The organism is Microbacterium sp. NPDC090003 (assembly GCF_044748385.1).
Taxonomy (GTDB): domain Bacteria; phylum Actinomycetota; class Actinomycetes; order Actinomycetales; family Microbacteriaceae; genus Microbacterium.
On sequence record NZ_JBIVFW010000001.1, the window covers coordinates 658,373 to 680,160 of the forward strand.

At 69.1% G+C, this 21,788-nt stretch carries 21 protein-coding genes and 1 tRNA gene; 9 read left to right on the plus strand and 13 right to left on the minus strand.

Annotation, left to right across the window (positions count from 1 at the left end; translation table 11 throughout):
* Positions 1–85: 85 nt before the first annotated feature.
* Both ACIPVN_RS03280 and ACIPVN_RS03285 read right to left on the minus strand, forming a co-directional pair.
* The gene (locus ACIPVN_RS03280) at positions 86–418 is read right to left on the minus strand and encodes a hypothetical protein (RefSeq protein ID WP_400439391.1); all 333 of its coding nucleotides are present in this window, start codon (positions 416–418) and stop codon (positions 86–88) included.
* A complete protein-coding gene (locus tag ACIPVN_RS03285; protein ID WP_400439394.1) occupies positions 415–906 on the minus strand; it encodes a hypothetical protein in 492 nt (163 codons plus the stop codon). The genes ACIPVN_RS03280 and ACIPVN_RS03285 overlap by 4 nt, the downstream gene beginning before the upstream one ends.
* Before the next feature lie 28 nt (positions 907–934).
* Between ACIPVN_RS03285 and ACIPVN_RS03290 the strand changes: the two genes are divergently transcribed.
* On the plus strand, positions 935–1,882 hold the full coding sequence (locus ACIPVN_RS03290; protein ID WP_400439397.1) for a hypothetical protein: 948 nt from the start codon (positions 935–937) through the stop codon (positions 1,880–1,882).
* A 15-nt stretch (positions 1,883–1,897) separates the two neighbouring features.
* On the opposite strand, the gene ACIPVN_RS03295 is transcribed toward ACIPVN_RS03290, so the two are convergent.
* Positions 1,898–2,560, minus strand: coding sequence for a GntR family transcriptional regulator (locus ACIPVN_RS03295; protein ID WP_400439399.1), 663 nt, complete (start codon positions 2,558–2,560; stop codon positions 1,898–1,900).
* Positions 2,561–2,634: 74 nt separating this feature from the next.
* Between ACIPVN_RS03295 and ACIPVN_RS03300 the strand changes: the two genes are divergently transcribed.
* Positions 2,635–5,469, plus strand: coding sequence for an FAD-binding and (Fe-S)-binding domain-containing protein (locus ACIPVN_RS03300; RefSeq protein WP_400439402.1), 2,835 nt, complete (start codon positions 2,635–2,637; stop codon positions 5,467–5,469).
* 63 nt (positions 5,470–5,532) lie between these two features.
* On the opposite strand, the gene ilvC is transcribed toward ACIPVN_RS03300, so the two are convergent.
* From ilvC to ACIPVN_RS03335, 7 genes are all read right to left on the minus strand, one after another.
* Positions 5,533–6,561, minus strand: a complete 1,029-nt coding sequence (ilvC, locus tag ACIPVN_RS03305; RefSeq protein WP_400439404.1) for a ketol-acid reductoisomerase — start codon at positions 6,559–6,561, stop codon at positions 5,533–5,535.
* Between the two features lie 80 nt (positions 6,562–6,641).
* Complete coding sequence (gene ilvN / locus ACIPVN_RS03310) at positions 6,642–7,151, minus strand: acetolactate synthase small subunit (protein ID WP_400439407.1); 510 nt, start codon at positions 7,149–7,151, stop codon at positions 6,642–6,644.
* Positions 7,152–7,153: 2 nt separating this feature from the next.
* Entirely contained in the window at positions 7,154–8,956 is a 1,803-nt protein-coding gene (locus ACIPVN_RS03315) for an acetolactate synthase large subunit (protein ID WP_400439410.1), read from the minus strand.
* 72 nt (positions 8,957–9,028) lie between these two features.
* Complete coding sequence (ilvD, locus tag ACIPVN_RS03320; protein ID WP_400439413.1) at positions 9,029–10,744, minus strand: dihydroxy-acid dehydratase; 1,716 nt, start codon at positions 10,742–10,744, stop codon at positions 9,029–9,031.
* Between the two features lie 9 nt (positions 10,745–10,753).
* The gene (gene otsB, locus ACIPVN_RS03325; protein WP_400439416.1) at positions 10,754–11,551 is read right to left on the minus strand and encodes a trehalose-phosphatase; all 798 of its coding nucleotides are present in this window, start codon (positions 11,549–11,551) and stop codon (positions 10,754–10,756) included.
* A 42-nt stretch (positions 11,552–11,593) separates the two neighbouring features.
* The gene (locus ACIPVN_RS03330; RefSeq protein ID WP_400439419.1) at positions 11,594–13,000 is read right to left on the minus strand and encodes a trehalose-6-phosphate synthase; all 1,407 of its coding nucleotides are present in this window, start codon (positions 12,998–13,000) and stop codon (positions 11,594–11,596) included.
* Positions 13,001–13,063: 63 nt separating this feature from the next.
* Positions 13,064–14,311 (minus strand): MFS transporter, encoded by a 1,248-nt coding sequence (locus ACIPVN_RS03335; protein ID WP_400439422.1) that lies wholly within the window; start codon positions 14,309–14,311, stop codon positions 13,064–13,066.
* Between the two features lie 210 nt (positions 14,312–14,521).
* Between ACIPVN_RS03335 and ACIPVN_RS03340 the strand changes: the two genes are divergently transcribed.
* Entirely contained in the window at positions 14,522–14,815 is a 294-nt protein-coding gene (locus ACIPVN_RS03340) for a hypothetical protein (RefSeq protein ID WP_400439425.1), read from the plus strand.
* A 9-nt stretch (positions 14,816–14,824) separates the two neighbouring features.
* Here the strand turns inward: ACIPVN_RS03340 and ACIPVN_RS03345 are convergent, their stop codons facing one another.
* The 3 genes from ACIPVN_RS03345 to ACIPVN_RS03355 are packed head-to-tail and all read right to left on the minus strand — an operon-like array spanning position 14,825 to position 17,446.
* On the minus strand, positions 14,825–16,009 hold the full coding sequence (locus ACIPVN_RS03345) for an acetyl-CoA C-acetyltransferase (protein WP_400439428.1): 1,185 nt from the start codon (positions 16,007–16,009) through the stop codon (positions 14,825–14,827).
* 5 nt (positions 16,010–16,014) lie between these two features.
* Complete coding sequence (locus ACIPVN_RS03350; RefSeq protein WP_400439430.1) at positions 16,015–16,671, minus strand: 3-oxoacid CoA-transferase subunit B; 657 nt, start codon at positions 16,669–16,671, stop codon at positions 16,015–16,017.
* Between the two features lies 1 nt (position 16,672).
* Positions 16,673–17,446 carry a CoA transferase subunit A gene (locus ACIPVN_RS03355; RefSeq protein WP_400439433.1) on the minus strand — a complete coding sequence of 258 codons (774 nt, stop codon included), beginning with the start codon at positions 17,444–17,446 and terminating at the stop codon, positions 16,673–16,675.
* A 103-nt stretch (positions 17,447–17,549) separates the two neighbouring features.
* On the opposite strand from ACIPVN_RS03355, the gene ACIPVN_RS03360 reads away from it, so the two are divergent.
* From ACIPVN_RS03360 to ACIPVN_RS03385, 6 genes are all read left to right on the plus strand, one after another.
* Positions 17,550–18,338: an IclR family transcriptional regulator gene (locus tag ACIPVN_RS03360; RefSeq protein ID WP_400439437.1), complete on the plus strand. Its 789-nt coding sequence runs from the start codon at positions 17,550–17,552 to the stop codon at positions 18,336–18,338.
* Positions 18,339–18,375: 37 nt separating this feature from the next.
* On the plus strand, positions 18,376–18,825 hold the full coding sequence (locus ACIPVN_RS03365; protein WP_400439440.1) for a MarR family winged helix-turn-helix transcriptional regulator: 450 nt from the start codon (positions 18,376–18,378) through the stop codon (positions 18,823–18,825).
* Positions 18,822–20,051 (plus strand): MFS transporter, encoded by a 1,230-nt coding sequence (locus ACIPVN_RS03370; RefSeq protein ID WP_400439443.1) that lies wholly within the window; start codon positions 18,822–18,824, stop codon positions 20,049–20,051. Before ACIPVN_RS03365 ends, ACIPVN_RS03370 begins: the two co-directional genes overlap by 4 nt.
* 123 nt (positions 20,052–20,174) lie before the next feature.
* Positions 20,175–20,247 (plus strand) — tRNA-Lys (locus tag ACIPVN_RS03375).
* Positions 20,248–20,372: 125 nt separating this feature from the next.
* On the plus strand, positions 20,373–21,170 hold the full coding sequence (locus ACIPVN_RS03380; protein ID WP_400439446.1) for an inositol monophosphatase family protein: 798 nt from the start codon (positions 20,373–20,375) through the stop codon (positions 21,168–21,170).
* A gap of 16 nt (positions 21,171–21,186) precedes the next feature.
* Positions 21,187–21,765, plus strand: coding sequence for a hypothetical protein (locus tag ACIPVN_RS03385; protein ID WP_400439449.1), 579 nt, complete (start codon positions 21,187–21,189; stop codon positions 21,763–21,765).
* Positions 21,766–21,788 lie beyond the last annotated feature (23 nt).

Consider the following 21,788-nt stretch of genomic DNA (forward strand, 5'->3'; position numbering starts at 1 on the left):
GGGGCCGATGCGCCGCACGCCTTCGGGGGCGCGATCTCCTCCACTGTACCCGAGGGGATCGCTCGGCTTTACCGTGTGACGCCCGTCAGGCGGCGATGAGCCCGAGGCTCAACGACAGGACGCAGAGCCAGAAGACCGCAACGATCCCGAGCCCGGCGAGCAGCGCCAGCGCGAGTTCGCCCGCGGGGCGCCGACGTCCGATCGCGTAGGCGAACACGAAGACGATCGCGGGGAACACGACGCCGAACAGAAGCGTGATCCAGCCTCCGCCGGTCAGCCCGCCCTGCGCCATCCGGATCAGATGGGCGACGGCGTTCCACACCGCGTAGGCATAGAACAGCCCGGCCAGCCCGAGGATGAGCCCGCTGACCCAGCGGGGCGAGGTGCGCGCATCGTCGATGTTCTGCTCGGCACTCATGCTCCGATCACCCCCACGGTCACGAACGGCCACGGCACGAGGAGCACGACACCCAGCAGGAGGAGGGAGGCCCTCACCCACGATGCCCGCCCACGGGTGAGCACCCACGTGGCCAGGAACCACAGCGCGGGTGCGGCGACCGCCAGCACGAACCACGGGAGGAACATCTCGTCGGCGACGAAGAAGTTCGCGAGCGGCTTGAGCCGAAGGCCACCGACCACCCAGCCGATCGAATACAGGAGGTACACACCGCCGACGACACCCGTGGTGAGCAGCATCGCCGTACTCAGCGGGGCGCGCTCCTCGCCCTCTTCCGCTCGGTCGTGGCTCGTCTCGACGGAGTCGTCCACCGGAACGGCCGTGCGATCCTCGACCACGGGGGCAGGGTTTCCGTCGGCGATCTTCTCGCGCTTCACCGGGGCAGGGCGCGCGAGCGACGCGTCGTCATCCCCGTCCCAGTTCAGGGCGTCATCGGAATCGGAGGTCATGTCTCCAGCGTAGGACACCCCGTCCACTATGATCGGCGTCACGATCGAGGAGGGGACCATCGTGGCCGAGCAGCGCACAACGGATGCCGAGGGTGTCGAACCGCCCGCGAACTGGAAGCCGACCCCCGAGGCGAAGACGAAGGCCACCCGCTTCCGCTGGATCGCCGGAGCGCTGTGGTTGCTCGCGATCGTCGGTGAGGCCGTCGGCATCTTCTGGGTGCTCCGTCAGCGCGTGTTCGTCGGCGAGGACGGCACGTTCGTCCGCGACCCCGACACCGGACTTCTCGAGGAGCAAGGCGTCACGGCGCAGTTCCCGCAGTGGGCGTTCATCGCGCTGATCGTGCTGCTCGTCGTCATCGCCGCCCTCTCGATCACCGGGTCGCTGCTCTGGAAGAAGGCCAACCGCCTGGATCCGGCACCCAAGTCCGACACCGCACGCTTCTTCGTGCAGAACCAGCTCGGCGCGATCATCGCCGTCGTGGCGTTCCTCCCCCTGATCATCCTGGTCTTCCTCAACAAGGACATGGACAAGGGCCAGAAGACGACGGCGGGCATCGTCGGCATCGTGCTCGCGGCGATCGCGGTGTTCATCGGAATCGACTTCGACCCGCCCTCCGTCGAGCAGTACACGGCCGATCAGTCCGCGGTGATTCAGCTGCTCGGCCAGGACGAAGTCGTCTGGGTCGACGGCGGGGCCGTCTATCACGTGTGCGACGAGGTCCCGGCGATTCAGACGGGCAGCGAGATCCGCACCGGTACCACCGCCGAAGCCGTCGAAGCGGGCAAGATCCGCCTGACCCTCCAGTTCGGTTCCGAGCTGCGCGCCTGCGGTCTCCCGGTCCCGGAGAACGATGAGGAGATCACCGCGGCTCTTCGCGCGATCCAGGCCGGCCAGGTCGACACCGTGCTGCCCGCACCGGTCTGGGCGGAATCCGTCGAGCCGCCGCTCGTGGTCGAAGACGCCCCGGCGAGCTGATCGCCGGTTCGTCACTCAGTCGGCGTCGAGAGCGTCGACCAAACGCTCCTGCGCCGATGAGAGGTGGATGCCGAGAACGGCGGTGGCCCGCTCGGCGTCACCGGCGGCCAGAGCGTCGAGGATCTCGGCGTGCTGGGCGGCGATGACGCTGGCATCGAGCAGTCGGCGACCCTGCACCTGCGCCATGCACATCCGCACCTCGTCGAGCACGCTGCGGTACATCCGGCCCGTGCGAACACTGCCGAGAGCATCGATGAGCGCCGTATGGAACCGCAGATCGGGATCGACGGTGGCCGGGTCGGGCCCCGCCGGCATCGCCAGGATCTCGGCGTTCGCGGCGATCGCCACGGCCGGCGCGGTACGCGTAGCGGCCAGCTCGCGCAAGGCCGCGCTCTCGAGCCGCGCCCGGGTGCGGTAGACGTCGCGCACGGTCTCCGGGTCGATCGCCACGACGCGGGCGCTGCGGTGCGCGGTGCGTTCGAGGAGACCCGCAGCGACGAGTTGCTCGATCGCCGCCTTCGCACTCGGCCGCGCGACCGCGTACTCCTCGGACACGAACGCTTCGGTGAGGGCCGATCGGGAGCGCAGCTCACCGCTCAGGATGCGATCCCGCAGCCGTGAGGTGACGGCGTCGACGACGCCGACGACACCGAGCGGGGCCTGTGTGGGACTGTTCACCCCCTCAGACTAGCGAGATCGACGACATCGGTACACTTGTCAGACAATATTCCGTCAGCGCCGAGGAGCCCCCCGTGTCGATCACTCTCGCCGAACCACTCGATCCGACGATCCTCGGGCCCACGACCGAGGTGCACGCCCGCTCGATCGATCGGTTCGCGCGCGCGCACGACGCCTCGCACTACCTGCTCGTGCCGGATGCCGTACTCTCCCCCACCGATGCCGCGGGAGTCGCACGGGTGTTCGACGCCGTTCGAGCAGCGGGGCGATCGCTCACCTTCCGCTCCGGCGGCACGAGCCTGTCGGGGCAGGGAGTGAGTGGCGACATCCTCGTCGACACGCGCAGCGGATTCCGCGACATCAGCGTCGAGGACGACGGCGCCTCGGTGCGCGTCGGCCCCGGCGCCACCGTGCGTCAGGTGAACACGCGCCTGGTGCGCCACGGCCGCAAACTCGGCCCCGACCCCGCCAGCGAGATCGCCTGCACGATCGGCGGTGTCGTCGCCAACAACTCCAGCGGAATGGCCTGCGGCATCGTCGAGAACTCCTACCGGACCGTGGAGTCGCTCCTTCTCGTCCTGCCGAGCGGCACCATCCTCGACACAGCCCTGCCCGATGCCGATGAGCGCCTGCGCGCCTCCGATCCCGACCTCGCCGTCGGCCTCCTGACCCTCCGCGCACAGTTGCTCTCCTCGCCCGAGAACGTCGCTTTCGTGCGCCGCCAGTTCTCGATGAAGAACACGATGGGCTACGGCATCAACGCGCTCCTCGACTTCGACACCCCGGTACGCATTCTCGAGCACCTCGTGATCGGCTCCGAGGGCACACTCGCCTTCGTCGCCGAAGCGCGCTTCCGCACCATCCCGATCCGCCCGGCGATCGCCACCGGCCTGCTCGTGTTCACCACGCTGTCCGATGCGATGGCCGCCCTTCCCGGACTCGCCGATCTCGGGCTCGCCACGATCGAACTCCTCGATGCCGCATCGCTGCGAGTCGCGCAGGGGCTCGGCGACGTGCCCGCGGCGATCGCCGACATCGATGTCGACCAGCATGCCGCTCTCCTCGTCGAGGTCCATGCCGGCAGCGCCGAGGAGCTGGCGGTCGGCGGCGCGACCGCGCTGGCGCACTTCGCCGATCTCCCCCTCGCGACCGAGGCGGCGCTCACGACCGACGCCTCGGAGCGCGCAGCACTGTGGCACGTGCGCAAGGGCCTCTACACGGCCGTCGCCGGAGCGCGGCCGTCCGGCACCACCGCACTGCTCGAAGACATCGTCGTGCCGGTCGACCGCCTCCTCGTGACCTGCGAGCGCCTCATCGAGCTGTTCGCCGCCCACGACTACGAGGGCTCGGTGATCTTCGGTCACGCCAAGGACGGCAACGTGCACTTCCTGCTCAACGAACGCTTCGACGACCCCGACAGCGTCGCGCGCTACCGTCGCTTCACCGACGACCTCGTCGAGCTCGTGCTCGGCCAAGGCGGCTCGCTGAAGGCGGAGCACGGGACGGGGCGCATCATGGCGCCGTTCGTCCGTCGCCAGTACGGCGACGAACTCACCGACATGATGTGGTCGATCAAGCGCCTCTTCGATCCCGCCGGCATCCTCAATCCGGGCGTCGTGCTCTCCGACGACCCCGACTCGTATCTCCGCGACCTCAAGCGCGTGCCGACGGTCGAGAAGGAGGTCGACCGGTGCGTGGAATGCGGCTACTGCGAGCCGACGTGCCCGAGTAAGAGCATCACCCTCACCCCGCGCCAGCGCATCGTGCTCCGGCGCGACATGGCCTGGGCTGAGGAGCAGGGAGACACCGCGCTTCTCGAGGATCTGCGCGCCGACTACGACTACGACGGAGTGCAGACCTGCGCGGTCGACGGGATGTGCGCAGTGGCGTGCCCCGTCGACATCAACACCGGAGATCTCGTCCGCCGCCTGCGCGCCGAGGAATCGTCGAAGATCGAGGACGGCCTCTGGGATGCCGCGGCGAAGGGCTGGGGTGCCGTGACGCGCGTCGGCGGCGCGGCGCTGACCGTCGCCGCCGCTCTGCCTGCCCCGATCGTGACCGGCGCCACCCGGGTCGGACGAGCCATCCTCGGATCCGACACCGTCCCCCTCTACGACGGTGGACTCCCCCGCGGCGGCACGAAGGCCCCATCGGCTCGGAATCCCGCCGACGCCCGTGTCGTGTTCTTCGGGGCGTGCATCGGCACGATGTTCGGCGCGGAAGGGCACGGAGAGGGGTCGAGGAACGCGGTCCGCGCCCTTCTCGATCGGGCCGGGATCGCCGTGGTCGTCCCTGAAGACGCCGGGGGGATGTGCTGCGGCACGCCCTGGAAGTCGAAGGGCCACCTCGCCGGCTACGACCGCATGACGACGCGCGTGCTGTCGAGTCTCTGGGAGGCGAGCCGTTTCGGCGAACTCCCGGTCGTGTGCGACGCGGCCTCCTGCACCGAGGGGCTTCACACGATGCTCGCGAAGTCCGTCGCCGAGCATCCGGAGTACGCCGGCCTCGTCATCGAGGACGCCACGACCTACATCGCTCGGGAAGTGCTCCCCCGCGTCACCGTCCGGGCCAAGCTCGACAGCGTGGCGGTGCATCCGACCTGCTCGACGACCGCGCTCGGAGCGACGGGAGCGCTGACCGAGATCGCCGCGGCCGTCGCCTCGGACGTGTTCGTGCCCGACGGCTGGGGATGCTGCGCCTTCGCCGGAGATCGGGGGATGCTGCACCCCGAACTCACCGCGAGCGCGACGGCGGTCGAATCGGACGAGGTGCGTGCGGCCGATGCCGAGCGGGGCGGCTTCGACGCGTTCGTCTCGGCGAACCGCACGTGCGAGATCGGCATGACCCGCGCCACGGGACAGCCGTACCGTCACGTCGTCGAGGTGCTCGAAGAGCTCACCCGCCCCTGACCGTCATCGGACGCGAAAGAGCGGGCGCCCCTTCCGGGACGCCCGCTCTTCACGATCGGTCGATCAGCGCGCGGCGCTGCCGTCGATGTAGTCCTCGTCCTGCTGCTTCCACGCGAAGAGCGAACGCAGTTCCTTGCCGGTGACCTCGATCGGGTGCTGCTCCTCCTTGGCGCGCAGCGCCAGGAACTCCTCGGCGCCGTTGTCCTGGTCGTCGATGAAACGCTTCGCGAACGCGCCCGACTGGATGTCGGCGAGCACGCCCTTCATGCTCTCCTTGACGCGCTCGTCGATGACGCGCGGACCCGAGACGTAGTCACCGAACTCAGCGGTGTCGGAGATCGACCAGCGCTGCTTGGCGATGCCGCCCTCCCACATGAGGTCGACGATGAGCTTGAGCTCGTGGAGCACCTCGAAGTACGCGATCTGGGGCTGGTACCCCGCCTCGGTCAGCGTCTCGAAGCCGGCCTGCACCAGGTGGCTGACGCCACCGCAGAGCACGGCCTGCTCGCCGAACAGGTCGGTCTCGGTCTCTTCGGTGAAAGTCGTCTTGATGACGCCGGCACGGGTACCGCCGATGGCCTTCGCGTAGGAGAGTGCGAGGTCCCAGGCCTTGCCCGAGGCGTCGCGCTCGACGGCGATGATGTCGGGGATGCCGCGACCGGCCACGAACTCGCGACGGACGGTGTGGCCCGGCGCCTTCGGGGCGACGAGGATCACGTCGACACCCTCGGGAGCGTCGATGTAGCCGAAACGGATGTTGAAGCCGTGCGCGAAGGCGAGGGTCTTGCCGGCGGTCAGGTTCGGCGCGATCGACTCGCTGTAGATCGTGCGCTGGTGCTGGTCCGGCGCGAGGATCATGATGACGTCGGCCCACTCGGTGGCGTCGGCGACGGTCTTGACCGCGAAGCCGGCCTCTTCGGCCTTGGGAGCGGACTTGGAGCCCTCCTTGAGGGCGATGGCGACCTCGACGCCCGAGTCGCGCAGGTTCTGCGCGTGGGCGTGGCCCTGCGAGCCGTATCCGACGATGGCGACCTTCTTGCCCTGGATCAGGGACAGGTCGGCGTCGGCGTCGTAGAAGATCTCGGTGCTCACTGTGTGTTTCTCCTTGTTCGTGGCGTTTCTTCTCGCTCCGTGCCGGGCGGCGGTGGAGCGGCTGGATGGGGTGGTCTGGGTCAACCGCGCAGGACGCGTTCGGTGATGCTCTTGCCGCCGCGGCCGATGGCGAGGAGCCCCGACTGCGCAATCTCCTTGATGCCGAAGGGCTCGAGTGCGCGGAGCATCGCGTCGACCTTGCCCTTGTCGCCCGTGACCTCGATCACGAGCGCGTCGGCGGCGTAGTCGACCACCGAGGCGCGGAAGAGGTTCACGACCTCGATCACGTTCGAGCGACTGGCGTTGTCGGTGCGCACCTTCACGAGCATGTGCTCGCGCTGCACCGAGGTGGCGAAGTCGAGCTCGACGATCTTGATCACGTTGATCAGCTTGTTGAGCTGCTTGGTGACCTGCTCGAGCGGCAGCTCGTCGACGTCGACCACGACCGTGATGCGCGAGATGCCGGGCACCTCGGTCACGCCGACGGCGAGCGAGTGGATGTTGAATCCGCGCCGGGCGAAGAGCCCTGCGACGCGGGTGAGGAGGCCGGGTGTGTCCTCGACCAGGAGGCTCAGCACGTGGGTCGACATGGTCAGTCCTCCTCGTCGAATGCGGGCGCGTGCTCGCGGGCGTACTGGACGTAGCTGTTGCTGACGCCCTGGGGCACCATCGGCCACACCATGGAATCGGCGCTGACGACGAAGTCGATCACGACGGGGCGATCGTTCGTCTCGAGCGCGAGCTGGATCGCCGCATCGACCTCGTCCTCCTTCTCGACGCGGATCGCGAGGCACCCATAGGCCTCGGCGAGCTTCACGAAATCGGGGATACGGATCGTGCCGTGCCCGGTGTTCAGGTCGGTGTTCGAGTGGCGCCCGTCGTAGAAGAGGGTCTGCCACTGGCGCACCATGCCCAGCGACGAGTTGTTGATGATCGCGACCTTGATCGGGATGTTGTTGATCGCACAGGTCGCGAGCTCCTGATTGGTCATCTGGAAGCATCCGTCGCCGTCGATCGCCCATACGACACGCTCGGGTTCGGCGACCTTGGCCCCCATGGCAGCGGGAACGGAGTACCCCATCGTCCCGGCACCACCGGAGTTGAGCCAGGCGTTGGGGCGCTCGTACTTGATGAACTGCGCCGCCCACATCTGGTGCTGTCCGACGCCGGCCGCGTAGATGCCCTCGGGGCCGGTCAGTTCCCCGATGCGCTGGATCACGTGCTGAGGCGCGAGCAGCCCATCGGTCGGCGGCGTGTAGCCGAGCGGGAACTCGTTGCGGAGTCCGTCGAGGTACGACCACCACTCCTCGGTGTCGGGCTTCGCGCTGCCGATCGCGCCGCGATAAGCGGCCTCGAGGTCGACGAGCACGTCGCGAACGTCGCCGACGATCGGTACGTCCGCGATGCGGATCTTCGAGATCTCGGCGGGGTCGATGTCGACGTGCACGACCTTCGCGTTCGGCGCGAAGAGTGCGGCCTTACCGGTCACACGGTCATCGAAGCGAGCGCCGAGCGAGATCAGCAGATCGGCCTCCTGCAGCGCGAGCACGGCCGGGACCGTGCCGTGCATGCCGGGCATGCCCAGGTGCTGCGGGTGCGAGTCGGGGAACGCGCCGCGCGCCATGAGCGTGGTCACGACGGGCGCGCCGGTCGCCTCGGCGAGTGCGAGCAGCTCGGCGGACGCGCGTCCGCGGATCACGCCACCACCGACGTAGAGGACGGGCTTCTTGGCCTCGGCGAGCAGGGCGGCCGCGGCTTGGATCTGCTTGCCGTGCGCCTTGGTGACGGGGCGGTAGCCGGGCAGATCGACCTTGGGGGGCCAGACGAACGGCGCGATCGCCTGCTGCGCGTCCTTCGTGATGTCCACCAGGACGGGGCCGGGGCGGCCGGTCGATGCCACCTCGTATGCGGCGGCGATCGCGCCGGGGATGTCGGCGGCATCCTTCACGAGGAAGGAGTGCTTCGTGATCGGCATCGTGATTCCCACGATGTCGGCCTCCTGGAAGGCATCCGTTCCCATCAGCGTCGAGAACACCTGTCCGGTGATCGCCAGCAGCGGCACCGAGTCCATGTAGGCGTCGGCGATCGCGGTGACGAGGTTCGTGGCTCCGGGGCCGGACGTCGCGATGCAGACCCCCACCTTGCCGGAGGCGGATGCATAGCCCTCGGCCGCGTGACCGGCGCCCTGCTCGTGACGCACGAGGATGTGACGCAGGTCGGACGCATCCATGAGCGGGTCGTACACGGGCAGGATCGCGCCGCCGGGAAGGCCGAAGACATCGGTGATCCCGAGCAGCTCGAGCGAACGGACGACGGCCTCGGCGCCGGTGATCTCGGGGGCGTTGGATTGACGGGCGGGCGGCCTCGGCACAGCCGAGACGGAGTCAGCAGTCATGACTTTCCTTCTGGTGATCTGTAAGGCATCGGATGCCGGAGACGACGATGCTGCGTGCCGAACGAGTCGGGATCAGCCCGTCGTCGCGCCTTCGGCGGCGGACCGCACGAGACGTGAGTACTTGGCAAGAACGCCACGGGTATAGCGCGGGGGAAGCGGCTCCCAGCCAGAGCGGCGGGAGGCGAGCTCCGCCTCGTCGACGAGTAGGTCGAGAGAGCGAGCTGCGATATCGACCCGTATCAGATCACCATCGCGCACGAAGGCGATAGGACCTGCGTCCACCGCTTCGGGTGCTATGTGGCCGATGCACAGGCCGGTTGTGCCGCCTGAGAATCGTCCGTCCGTCAAGAGTAGTACATCTTTTCCGAGTCCCGCGCCCTTGATGGCCGCGGTGATCGCGAGCATCTCGCGCATGCCCGGCCCGCCCTTGGGACCCTCGTAGCGGATCACCACGACGTCGCCGGCGTTGATCTCGCCGTTCGCCAGGGCATCCATCGCTCCGCGCTCGCGTTCGAACACGCGCGCCGGGCCTTCGAACACGTCGGCGTCGAAACCCGCGGACTTCACGACCGCACCTTCCGGGGCGAACGAACCGTGCAGGATCGTGATGCCGCCGGACGCGTGGATGGGGTTGTCGAAGGTGTGGATGACCTCGCCGTCGACGGGATCGGGGTCGAGGTCGCGGAGGTTCTCGGCCACCGTCTTGCCGGTGACCGTGAGCGCGTCACCGTGGATGAGCCCCTCGTCGAGCATCGCCTTCATGATCACGGGAATGCCACCGTGCCGGTCGACGTCGTTCATCACGTACTTGCCGAACGGCTTCATATCGGCCACGTGCGGCGTCTTGCTGCCGATGCGGTTGAAGTCGTGCAGGCTCAGGTCGATCTCGGCCTCGCGAGCGATCGCCAGCAGGTGCAGCACGACGTTGGTCGAACCCCCGAGCGCCATCGCGAGAGCGATCGCGTTCTCGAACGACTCCTTCGTCAGGATGTCCTTGGTGGTGATCCCCTGGCGCAGCAGATTGACCACGGCCTCGCCGGAACGGTGGGCGAAGTAATCGCGGCGACGGTCGGCCGAGGGCGGCGCTGCGGAGCCGGGAAGGCTGAGTCCCAGCGCCTCGGCCACCGAGGCCATCGTGTTGGCGGTGTACATGCCGCCGCAGGCACCCTCTCCGGGAGCGAAAGCGCACTCGATGCGCTTCAGGTCCTCCTCCGTCATCCGACCCGCACGACAGGCGCCGACGCCCTCGAACGAGTCGATGATCGTGATGTCCTTCTCGGTACCGTCGGAGAGCTTCACCCAGCCCGGAGCGATGGAGCCGGCGTAGAGGAACACACTCGACAGCCCCAGGCGCGCACTCGCCATGAGCATGCCCGGGATGGACTTGTCGCAGCCCGCGAGCAGCACGGTTCCGTCGAGGCGCTCGGCCATGATGACCGTCTCGACCGAGTCGGCGATGACCTCGCGCGACACGAGCGAGAAGTGCATGCCCTCGTGGCCCATCGAGATGCCGTCCGAGACGGAGATGGTGCCGAACTGCAGCGGGTAGCCGCCGCCCGAGTGCACGCCTTCTTTCGCCCCCTGCGCGAGCCGGTCGAGGCTCAGATTGCAGGGCGTGATCTCGTTCCAGCTCGAAGCGATGCCGATCTGCGGCTTCTCCCAGTCCTCGTCGCCCATGCCGACGGCGCGCAGCATACCGCGTGACGTGGTGGCTTCGATGCCGTCGGTGACGACGCGACTGCGGGGCTTGATGTCGATGGACGCGCTGGCAGGATCGTGCGGAGACATGCAGGCAGTCTATTCCCGCCGGGCGGCGCGCTCGTCCGCCAGCGCGCCGAGAAGACGCGCCACATCGACGGGGCCGTCGACACGCAGCGCCGCTGCGCTCTCCCCCGGGCCGACGCGCACGCCGAGATCGCCCGGCTGCAGCACTCGCATGGCGTCTTCGTCGGTGACGTCGTCGCCGGCGAAGAGGATGCCGGTCGCGTGGAAGCGCTCGCGGAGCACTCCGATCGCGGCATCCTTGCCCTCTGTCCGCGACGAGAACTCGAGCACGCGGTGCCCTGCGCGGCGGCGCCAGTGCGGGAACCGCTCGGCAACGAGCGCGTCGATCTCGGCGAAGACCTTCTCCTCGGTCTCGCGATCCGCGCGACGCGTGTGCACGCCCATGCCGAAGGTCTTCGGCTCGAACTCGGCGCCCTCGTAGCGGTCGATGATCGGACGAGCGGCCGCCCACAGCTCTTCGCGGGCCCCCTCCTCGGTGGCGTCGCCGGTGGGCGCGCCCTCGCCCTCGCCGGGGAACCAGTACTGCGCACCGTGCGATCCCGCGAGTGCGACCGGCGAGTCGTCCTCGTGCTCGGTGATGATGCGGAGATCGTGCAGGCTGCGCCCGGAGACGAACGAGACGATCGTGTCGGGCAGGGCGGTCAGGCGGCGGATCTGCTCAACGGTCTCCGGCAGCGCGCGAGCCGCCATGGGATCGGGCACGAGCGGCGAGGCGACGCCGTCGAAGTCGAGGGCGACGACGAGGCGCTCGGTACGCGCGAGCGCGCTCAGTTCGGGCGAGGCGGTTCCGGGGGTCCAGGGGCGCGTCATGGGTGTCTCCAGTCGGGGCGGGCGGGAAGATGCGGGGGCGGCTCAGCGGCGTGCGTCGTCGAGTGCCGAGAGGAACGACGACGACCAGGCGTTCACGTCGTTCTCGAGCACACGGCGGCGGAGCGAGCGCATGCGCTTGCCCTGTTCGGCCGGTGTCATCTCGACCGCGGTCATGATCGCTGCCTTGACGCCCTCGATGTCGTGCGGGTTGACGCGCACCGCCTGGCGGAGTTCGTCGGCGGCGCCGGTGAACTCGCTGAGAACGAGCACCCCCCGGTTGTCGACGCGCGTGGCGACGTACTCCTTCGCGACCAGGTTCATGCCGTCGCGCAATGCGGTGACGAGCATGACATCGGCCGCGAGGTACAGCGCGACCATCTCCTCGCGGGGATACCCCTGGTGCAGATAGCGGATCGCGGTGTGGCCCATGGTGTCGTTGTCGCCGTTGATGCGCCCGACCGCCAGCTCGATCTCGTCGCGCAGGTGCACGTAGGCGTCGACGCGCTCGCGACTCGGGCTCGCGACTTGCACGAGCGTGACGTCGTCGACGCTCAGGCGCCCCTCGGCCAGGAGTTCGCCGTAGGCCTTGATCCGGTGACGGATGCCCTTGGTGTAGTCGAGGCGATCGACACCGAGCAGGATTCGCTTCGGGTTGCCGAGGCTCGCACGGATCTCTGCGGCCCTGGCCTGGACCGCGGGGTTCGCGGCGAGATCCAGATAGGGGGCGGTGTCGATCGAGATCGGGAAGGCGCGGGCGACGGCCGTCCGGATGGAGCCGTCGTCCTGCGGGATCGCGATGTTCGCGCCCTTGACCTCGTGGCGCAGGCGACGCCGCACCGCGGTGAGGAAGTAGGTGGCGTCCTGTGCGCGCTGGAAACCGATCACGTCGGCGCCGAGGAGGCCCTGCAGCACCTGGTCGCGCCAGGGCAGCTGCGCGTAGAGGCCGTGCGCCGGGAACGGGATGTGGTGGAAGTAGCCGATCGTGACGTCCGGGCGAAGCTCGCGCACCATCTGCGGCACGAGCTGCAGTTGGTAGTCGTGCACCCACACAGTGCCGCCCTCCGCGACGGCGGCGGCGGCGGCCTCGGCGAAGCGGCGGTTGACGACGACATAGGCGTCCCACCATTCGCGATGGAACTGCGGGGGCGCGATGACGTCGTGGTAGAGCGGCCAGATGGTGTCGTTGGCGAAGCCTTCGTAGTACTCCGCGACCTCCTGTGCGCTCAACGACACCGGGATGAGGTGGATGCCGTCGGCGTCGAAGGGGTCGCGCTCGACATCGGGCTGACCCACCCAGCCGACCCACGCGCCGTGGGTGCTGCGCATCATCGGTTCGAGAGCCGCGACGAGACCGCCGGGCGACGTACGCCAGGTCTCCTCCCCATCGGGGCCTTCGACCCGATCGACGGGAAGACGGTTGGCGACGACGACGAACTCTGCAGCGGCCAAGATGGCTCCTCACACCAGGGGGTACCCCCAGGCTATCGAGGTTCGCGACCCCGGTTCACCGCGTCACGCCGCGACGATGACGTTCTGCGCACGCGTGCGGCTGAGCACCCAGTTGACGAGACCTGCCGCGAACGCGATGCCGGCTGCGACGATCGGCAGCACGAGCGCCGCCGAGGTGCCGACGTTCTCGGCGAGCTCGCCCGCTACGGCCGCACCGATGGACTGGCCGACGACGATTCCCGAGCCGAGCATCGTCATGACCGTCGCCGAGCGTCCGAGCGGGCTTCGCGCGGCGCCGAAGCTGTACTGCGTCACGAGCGTCGGGCCGATGCCGACCCCCATGATGCCGAGCGCGAGCGTCATCATCGCGGGAGAGTCCACGATTCCGAGCAACAGCGAGCCGGCGAAGAGGATGCCCGAGAAGACCAGCCACCGGGCGCGGAGCGAGAAGCGGACCGGAAGCCACGCGACGCCCAGTGCCAGAACGGCCGAGCCGACACCCATCACACCGTAGAGCAGACCCGCCTGTTCGGAGGCGCCGCGGTCCGCCATGAACGACGTCAGCGAGGTGAGCATCGTGCCGAAGAACATGCCGACGCCGAGGATGCCGATCACCACGATGAGGAGCTGCGGTCGGAAGAGTTCCGACACCGCCGAGGGCGCCGCGCCATCGGCCCCGCGCACGACGGCGACGTGTCGACCGCTCGGGTGGAGCGCGAACGCGCCGACGAAGACGAGCGTCAGGATCGCCGCGCCCACGAGAGGAGCCCACGGAGCGATGAGCGACGCCAGGATGCCGACGATGAACGGTCCGAAGACGAACACCGTCTCGTCGGCGGCCGACTCGTAGGCCATGGTGCCCGAGACCGTACGGGCCCGGCGCGCCTCCGGCATCCGCTCGCTGATCATCGTGACCAGCCGCGCGCGCGACAGCGGGGAGACCTGCGGGGCCGTCGCTCCGATTCCGGCGGCGGCCAGGAGGACGAGTCCGTCGATGGCGTCGCCGTAGACGACGAGGGTGAACACGACCATCATCGTGCCGTTCGCGATCGCGAGCAGCAGCAGCACGGTCCTCTGGCCGTAACGATCCGCGGCGGCGCCGAGGAGCGGGCCGAAACACGCGGTGCCGAGGCCGACCGCGGCGGAGGTCAGCCCTCCGAGCGACAGCGACCCGCGCGCCGAGACGACGACGGTCAGCACGCCGACCACCATCATCGCGAAGGGCAGCCTCGCGATGAACGCGATGAGGAAGTAGGGGAAGCCGGCGAGACGGAAGAGGCTCGGCTCGGCGGAGGTGTGTGTCTGGGTCATGGCTCTCGCGCGCCCGCGGACGCGGTGGTCGGGTGCCGCCGCTGTCCGTCGGAGTGCCGACGGCCGGTAGATACACGGTTCTACGGTCGCAGACGAGCCGCGACTGACACCCATGATAGCGAGTGCCGATCCGACGGGGCTGTATGCCCGGCATCCGCCGTTCGTGTCAATCCCCCGCGCCGACCGGGAGACGGGCGGTAGCGTAGGTGCATGCGCTATCTGTTCAGCACGGGCCTGTTCGGAGCGATCACCACCGGTGTCTCGCTTCTCCGAGGCAGTCGCGACACCAAGATCACATGGCGAGCCGCGCTTGCGTGGATCAGCTGGGCCATCACCTTCGCCCTCGCGATCGGTGCCGTGCGCGACACCCGCCGCTTCGACCGGGGCCTCGAGGTCGCCCTGGATTCGCCGCTCGCGCCCGCGCAGGCGAAGCGCGCCGACCGCGACGCGAAGCAGGCAGAGAAGGCGGCGGCGCAGAAGCGCAAGCGCCGCCGCTCCTCCTGAGCCCGCGCGTCACCGGGTGAGGATCAGCGCCTCACCCTGACCGCCGCCGCCGCAGAGGCCGACGGCTGCTGTGCCGGAGCCGCGACGCGCCAGTTCGTGCGCGAGGTGCACGACCAGGCGGTTTCCCGATGCGCCGATCGGATGCCCGATCGCGATCCCACCCCCATGGATGTTGACGAGCGCGGGATCCAGACCGAGTTCGACCTGCGAACGCGCGACCACGGCGCCGAACGCCTCGTTGATCTCGACCAGATCGAGATCGGACGGCGATATCCCCTGCTTCTCGCACGCGCGTTCGATCGCGCGCGCCGGCTGCGCCTGCAGGGAGTTGTCCGGTCCGGCCGTCTGGCCGCTGGCACCCACCGTGACGAGGATCGGCCATCCCTTCTCTGCGGCGAGCGCGCGCGTCGTGACGATGACGGCGGAGGCTCCGTCGGAGATCTGCGAGGAGTTGCCCGCCGTGATCGTGCCGCCCTCCGCGAAGGCGGCACGGAGTCCTGCGAGCGACTCGACCGTGGTGTCGGGGCGGACTCCCTCGTCCTCGGTGACGAGCAGGGGTTCCCCTCGACGCTGAGGCACCGATACCGGGACGATCTCGTCGTCGAACACTCCTCCGGCCTGCGCGGCGGCCGCGCGTTGATGCGAGAGAGCGGCGACGGCGTCCTGAGCCTCGCGTGTGAGCTCGTATCGGGCATTGTGCCGTTCGGTGGATGCACCCATGCTCTCGCGGTCGTAGGCGTCGGTGAGCCCATCGTAGGCCATATGGTCGAGCACCTCGACGCTGCCGTAGGTCCATCCGTCGCGTGATCCCATGAGCAGGTGCGGGGCGCGTGTCATCGACTCCATGCCGGCGGCGACGACCACTTGGGCGTCTCCCGTGCGGATCATGCGAGCGGCGTCGATGATCGCGGTGAGGCCGGAGAGGCACACCTTGTTGACCGTGTGCGCGGGCACGTTCCAGCCGATGCCCGCCCCGATGGCCGCCTGGCGTGCGGCGTTCTGCCCGGATCCTGCCGAGAGGACCTGCCCGGCGATGACGGCGTCGATGTCCTCCGAGGGGACGGAAGCCTGCTCGAGCGCTCCGCGGATCGCGAAGGCGCCCAGCTGCGGGGCGGTGAACGCCGCGAGCTGACCTTTGAGGCGGCCCTGCGGGGTGCGGGCGGCGGAGACGATGACGATATCGGTGTCGAGCATGTCCTTCAGCCTCTCAGACCGGTGAGCGCAGGTGACAGTGTCAGTGGGGGCTCGGTGGCGGCGACGACCTCGTCGACGGTGACCCCGGGTGCCGTCTCGACGAGCACGAGGCCCGCGTCGGTGACGTCGATCACGGCGAGATCGGTGATGATGCGGTCGACGACCCCCCGGCCGGTGAGCGGCAGGGAGCACTGATCGACGATCTTGGCGGAACCGTCCTTCGCGACGTGCTCCATGAGCACGATGACGCGTGCGGCGCCGTGGACGAGGTCCATCGCCCCACCGGGCCCCTTGACCATCTTCCCCGGGATCATCCAGTTCGCCAGGTCTCCGGTGGCCGACACCTGCATGGCGCCGAGGATCGCGGCGTCGATCTTCCCTCCGCGGATCATGCCGAAACTCGTCGCCGAGTCGAAGAACGCCGATCCCGCGAGCACGGTGACCGTCTCCTTCCCCGCGTTGATGAGGTCGGGGTCCACGGCATCCTCGGTCGGGTAGGGGCCGACGCCGAGGATGCCGTTCTCGGATTGCAGCACCACGGTGACGCCCGTCGGCACGAAATTCGGGACGAGGGTCGGCAGTCCGATGCCGAGGTTCACGTACGAGCCGTCCTCGAGCTCGGCGGCGGCACGGGCGGCCATCTGGTCTCGGGTGAGCGCCATGTCAGGCTCCTTCCGTGGCGACGGTGCGTCGCTCGATGCGCTTGGGGATGTCGGTTCCGACCTCGACGACACGGTGCACGTACACGCCGGGCAGGTGCACGCTGTCGGGGTCGAGTTCGCCCGGTTCGACGAGGCGCTCGACCTCCGCGATGCAGACACGGCCCGCCATCGCGGCGAGCGGGTTGAAGTTTCGGGCGGCCTTGGTGAACAAGAGATTGCCGTGGCGGTCTCCGACGGCCGCGTGCACGAGGGCGAAGTCGGTGGTGATCGCCTCCTCGAGCACGTACTCGCGGGCGTACTCCCCTTCTCCGAACGTGCGCACGTCCTTGGCGGGCGAGGCGACGGCGATCGTGCCGTCGGATGCGTATTTGCGCGGCAGACCGCCGTCGGCCACCTGCGTGCCGACACCCGTCTGCGTGAAGAAGGCGGCGATCCCCGACCCACCGGCACGCAGCTTCTCGGCGAGGGTTCCCTGCGGGGTGAGCTCGAGCTCGAGCTCGCCGGTGAGGAACTGACGCTCGAACTCCTTGTTCTCGCCCACGTACGACGACGTCATCTTGCGAATGCGGTGCGCTCCGAGCAGGATGCCGAGGCCCCAGTCGTCGACGCCGCAGTTGTTGCTGACGACGCTCAGGTCGGTCGTGCCCTGCGCGAGCAGAGCTTCGATGAGGGCGATCGGGTTTCCGGAGAGGCCGAACCCGCCGACGGCGAGGGATGCTCCGTCGGGGATGTCGGCGACCGCCTCCGCGGCAGAGGGCCAATGCTTGTCGATCACGCGTACTCCTTCGAACGGGCGTTGGGTCCAGCTTGACCGTCGCGCGGTGGGATCGACAGCGGGTGCTTGTGATGTGGACGTATCCCCGGGTAGCGTCCACATTATGGAACGAGTATCGACGAGCGTGCCCGGAGCGCAGGCCATCGCTCGGGCTGCCGGACTCCTCCGCCTCGTGTCGGGCGGGCGCCCCGAAGGGATGGCGCTCCAGGAGCTCGCCCACGCCGCCGCCCTGTCGAGGTCGACGACGCACCGCCTGCTCAGCGCGCTCCGCGCCGAGGGGCTCGTCGATCGGGAAGACACGACCGCCCGCTGGATGCCGGGACCCGAGCTCTACCTCATGGGCAATGCCGCAGCCGCGCGATACGACGTCACCGCCCTCGCTCGCGATATCGTGCGGTCGCTCGCCGTCAAGACCGAGGAGAGCGCGTTCTTCTCGGTTCGACGAGCCGATGAGACGGTCTGCCTGCTCCGCGAGGAAGGAGCCTTCCCGATCCGCTCGTTCGTGCTCAGCGAGGGTGTGCGCTTCCCCCTCGGTGTGGCGAGCGCAGGCCTGGCGGTCCTGGCCTTCCTGCCCGACCACGATGTGGATGCATACCTCGATCGCCATCCGGAGCTCGCGTCGACGTGGGGGCGCTCGCATGCGCCGAAGCCGCTGCGTGCACGCCTCGCCGAGACGAAGGAGCGCGGCTTCGCGGTCAATCCCGGCCTCATCGTGGAAGGCAGCTGGGGCATCGGCGCGGCCGTGTTCGATCGCCACGGCCGCCCGGAGTGGGCGCTGAGCCTGACGGGCGTGGAGTTCCGGTTCGGCCCGGATCGCCTCGCGCACCTCGGTCGCACGCTGCTCGCCCACGCCCACGAACTCTCGGCGCGGATCGCGGGCGCTCGACACTGACATCGCATTACATACCAGCGGGTATATACTCATTGGTATGCAACGTACGGAAGTGATCCCGTCCATCGTGCTCTCGGCGTATGCGCTCGGCCGTATCGCCGCACAGGATGCCGGCAATGAGGCACCCGCCGCCCAGTGGCGGGTGCTCAGCCTGCTCGGCCGCCAGGGCGCCTCGAGGGTCGGCGAGCTCGCCGCGGCCGCTCGCACCACCCAGCCGGGAATGACCCGCCTGATCGGCACTCTCGAGCGCGACGGACTGGTGCACCGCTCCCCCGACCCCGCCGACTCCCGCGCGGTGGTCGTCGAGACGACCGACGCCGGTGCCCGGGCTCTCGCCGCCTGGCGCGACGAGTTCCGCGACACGCTCGCGCCGCGGTTCCACGCCCTCGACGACGCCGACTGGGCGACCCTGACCCGTGCGGCCGAGATCCTCGCCGCGCACACCGACCCCACCGACCTCCCCGACCGAAAGGACTCCACGCAGTGAACACGACCGCCACCCCCTCCGTCTGGAAGCAACCCGCGCAGGTGTGGGCCGTCGCCTTCGCGTGCGTCGTCGCGTTCATGGGCATCGGACTGGTCGATCCCATCCTCCCGGCGATCGCGGAGTCCCTGCAGGCCTCGCCCGTCGAGACCGAGCTCCTCTTCACGAGCTATCTGCTCGTCACCGGCCTCGCGATGCTCGTCACGAGCTGGATCTCGAGCCGGATCGGCGCGAAGGCGACCCTCCTCATCGGACTCGCGCTGATCGTCGCCTTCGCCCTGCTCTGCGCCCTCAGCGGCAGCGTCGACGCCGTCATCGGCTTCCGCGCCGGGTGGGGCCTCGGCAATGCGCTCTTCATCTCCACGGCTCTCGCCACGATCGTCGGCGCGGCGTCCGGCGGCAGCAGCGCCGCGATCATCCTCTACGAGGCGGCACTCGGCCTCGGCATCGCGATCGGCCCGCTCCTGGGCGGGCTCCTGGGCGAGATGAGCTGGCGGGGACCGTTCTTCGGCGTCGTCGCCCTCATGGCGATCGCGTTCATCGCGGTCCTCGTGCTTCTGCGCGGCCCCGCCGAGAAGCGCACTCCGGTGCCGTTCTCCGCGCCGTTCACCGCACTCCGCCGCCCGGCGCTCGCGATCCTCGCCATCGCCGCGCTGTTCTACAACATCGGTTTCTTCGTGCTCCTCGCGTTCTCGCCCTTCCCTCTCGGGTTCGGCGCACTCGGCATCGGATTCACGTTCTTCGGCTGGGGCGTCGCGCTCGCGATCACGAGCGTCTGGGTCGCTCCACTCCTCATGCGCCGGATGCCGCGGACGCGCATCATCGTGACCGTGCTGCCACTGCTGGCCGTCGACCTCGTCGCGGCGGGTTTCCTCGCCGGTGACCCCGCGGCCCTCGTCGTGTGCATCATCATCGGCGGCCTCCTGCTCGGCATCATGAACACGGTGCTCACCGAGGCCGTCATGGAGGCCACCGACCTCCCCCGCTCGGTCGCCTCGTCGTCGTACTCGGCGGTGCGTTTCCTCGGCGGCGCGATGGCGCCTCCGCTCGCCGCGCTGCTGTGGCACTCGTTCAACGTGACGGTCCCGTACCTGTTCGCCGCGGCATCCGTCCTGATCGCCGCCCTCACGGTCTTCCTGGGCCGGCGCGCACTGGCCCACATCGATTCCCACGGGGCGGTCCCGGCCGCCGAAGACGCGCAGGCGATCCTCGTCGGCGACGCCGCCTGACCGAACCCCCGGGAGTCTCCCGCCGCACCGACGGCTGCGACACTCCCGGGGGTGCGAGCTCGATTTCGCACCGCGTCGATCCCCTGGTAATGTAATTCCTCGGTCGGGGTCATCCCGGGCCACGCACCTCTAGCTCAATCGGCAGAGCAACTGACTCTTAATCAGTGGGTTCTGGGTTCAAGTCCCAGGGGGTGCACGGATCAGCCTCGTAGACTCTCGCCAGTCTTCGGGGCTTTTCTGCTTTCCGCATCACCTTCGCGCCGCGTCACCGCAGGTCTCCCGACGATCGAAGCGCTCGGCCCGGGCGACTACGCTGGTGGCGTGACCGCCATCCCCCGCGCATCCGACTTCCGCAGCGATCTCGAACTCGCCCTGCGCCTGGCCGATGCGGCCGATGCGCAGTCGCTCCCCCGGTTCGACGCCGCCGATCTGCAGATCTCCACCAAGGCCGACAACTCCCATGTCACCGACGCCGACCTCGCGACCGAACGCGCGATCCGCGACATCCTCGCGACCGAGCGCCCGGAGGACGGGATCTTCGGCGAGGAGTTCGGCGCCGAGGGAGACACTCACCGCCAGTGGATCATCGATCCGATCGACGGCACCGCCAACTTCCTGCGCGGTGTGCCGCTCTGGGGCACGATGATCGCCCTTGCGGTCGACGGCGTGCCGCAGGTCGGAGTCGTCAGCATGCCCGCGCTCGGCCGCCGCTGGTGGGCATCGCCCGACGAGGGCGCATGGACGGCGACGGAGAGCGAGCCGCGGCGCCTGCATGTCTCCGCCGTCGCGTCGCTCGACGATGCGAGCGTCAGCTTCCAGAGCATCGCGCAGTGGGCGGATGCGGGACGCGTCGACACGCTCATCGCCCTCGCGGATCGGGTGTGGCGCGACCGCGCGTACGGCGATGTCTTCTCGTACATGCTCCTCGCCGAGGGCCGCCTCGACATGGTCGCCGAGTTCGACGTCAAGGAGTACGACATCGCGGCCGCCGTGCCGATCGTGCGCGAAGCCGGCGGCACGATGACGGACTACGCGGGTGCCGAGACGATCTCGACGCGCTCGACACTCGCCACCAACGGCATCCTCCACGACGCCTTCCTCACCTTCCTGCACCCCTGAACTCCCGAGGCTCGCGATGACCCCTCCCCGCATCGTCTCCATCACCGCCGGAGCAGCATTCCTCCTCGCCGCACTGACGGCGTGCTCCGCCCCGGGCGACACCGACCCCACCCCGACGCCCGATGCCGCGACGCCAGCCCCGCAGGCGAGCGTGGAGCCGGACGCAACGCCGAACCCCGATCCGACATCCGCAGCGCTCACGTGCGAGTCGATGATCTCCGTCGGCACGGTCGCGGCCCTGACCGAGGCGGGATGGACGGCAGAGACCAAGGACTTCGTCATCGGCGACACCACCATCTCGGAAGACGAGGGACTGCTGTGTTTCTGGGGTGACTACGCCGTGGCGTCCGATCACGGCCAGCTGTACGGCTGGGCCGAACTGAGCGCGGGCGCGGCCAGCGCTGCCCAGACGTCGCTCCTGGCCGCGGGTTGGCATCGCGAAGACGGCCCCGAGGGGGTCTACATCACCGAGGATCCGCAGTATGCGATGGGCACCGACGACGACGGGTACGGCATGACCTACCTCTTCGGCGACGGGTGGGTGAAGCTCGCCGACACCAAACAGGGTCTCCTCCTCATCGAGGGCGCCGGCTGAGGGCACTCCATTGCGGATGCCGG

Coding starts and splice junctions, on each gene's coding strand:
- ACIPVN_RS03280 (WP_400439391.1), bottom strand. CDS start 418: ATGAGTGCCGAGCAGAACATCGACGATGCGCGCACCTCGCCCCGCTGG.
- ACIPVN_RS03285 (WP_400439394.1), bottom strand. CDS start 906: ATGACCTCCGATTCCGATGACGCCCTGAACTGGGACGGGGATGACGAC.
- ACIPVN_RS03290 (WP_400439397.1), top strand. CDS start 935: ATGATCGGCGTCACGATCGAGGAGGGGACCATCGTGGCCGAGCAGCGC.
- ilvN (WP_400439407.1), bottom strand. CDS start 7,151: ATGTCGACCCACGTGCTGAGCCTCCTGGTCGAGGACACACCCGGCCTC.
- ACIPVN_RS03315 (WP_400439410.1), bottom strand. CDS start 8,956: ATGACTGCTGACTCCGTCTCGGCTGTGCCGAGGCCGCCCGCCCGTCAA.
- ilvD (WP_400439413.1), bottom strand. CDS start 10,744: ATGTCTCCGCACGATCCTGCCAGCGCGTCCATCGACATCAAGCCCCGC.
- otsB (WP_400439416.1), bottom strand. CDS start 11,551: ATGACGCGCCCCTGGACCCCCGGAACCGCCTCGCCCGAACTGAGCGCG.
- ACIPVN_RS03335 (WP_400439422.1), bottom strand. CDS start 14,311: ATGACCCAGACACACACCTCCGCCGAGCCGAGCCTCTTCCGTCTCGCC.
- ACIPVN_RS03340 (WP_400439425.1), top strand. CDS start 14,522: ATGCGCTATCTGTTCAGCACGGGCCTGTTCGGAGCGATCACCACCGGT.
- ACIPVN_RS03345 (WP_400439428.1), bottom strand. CDS start 16,009: ATGCTCGACACCGATATCGTCATCGTCTCCGCCGCCCGCACCCCGCAG.
- ACIPVN_RS03350 (WP_400439430.1), bottom strand. CDS start 16,671: ATGGCGCTCACCCGAGACCAGATGGCCGCCCGTGCCGCCGCCGAGCTC.
- ACIPVN_RS03360 (WP_400439437.1), top strand. CDS start 17,550: ATGGAACGAGTATCGACGAGCGTGCCCGGAGCGCAGGCCATCGCTCGG.
- ACIPVN_RS03365 (WP_400439440.1), top strand. CDS start 18,376: ATGCAACGTACGGAAGTGATCCCGTCCATCGTGCTCTCGGCGTATGCG.
- ACIPVN_RS03385 (WP_400439449.1), top strand. CDS start 21,187: ATGACCCCTCCCCGCATCGTCTCCATCACCGCCGGAGCAGCATTCCTC.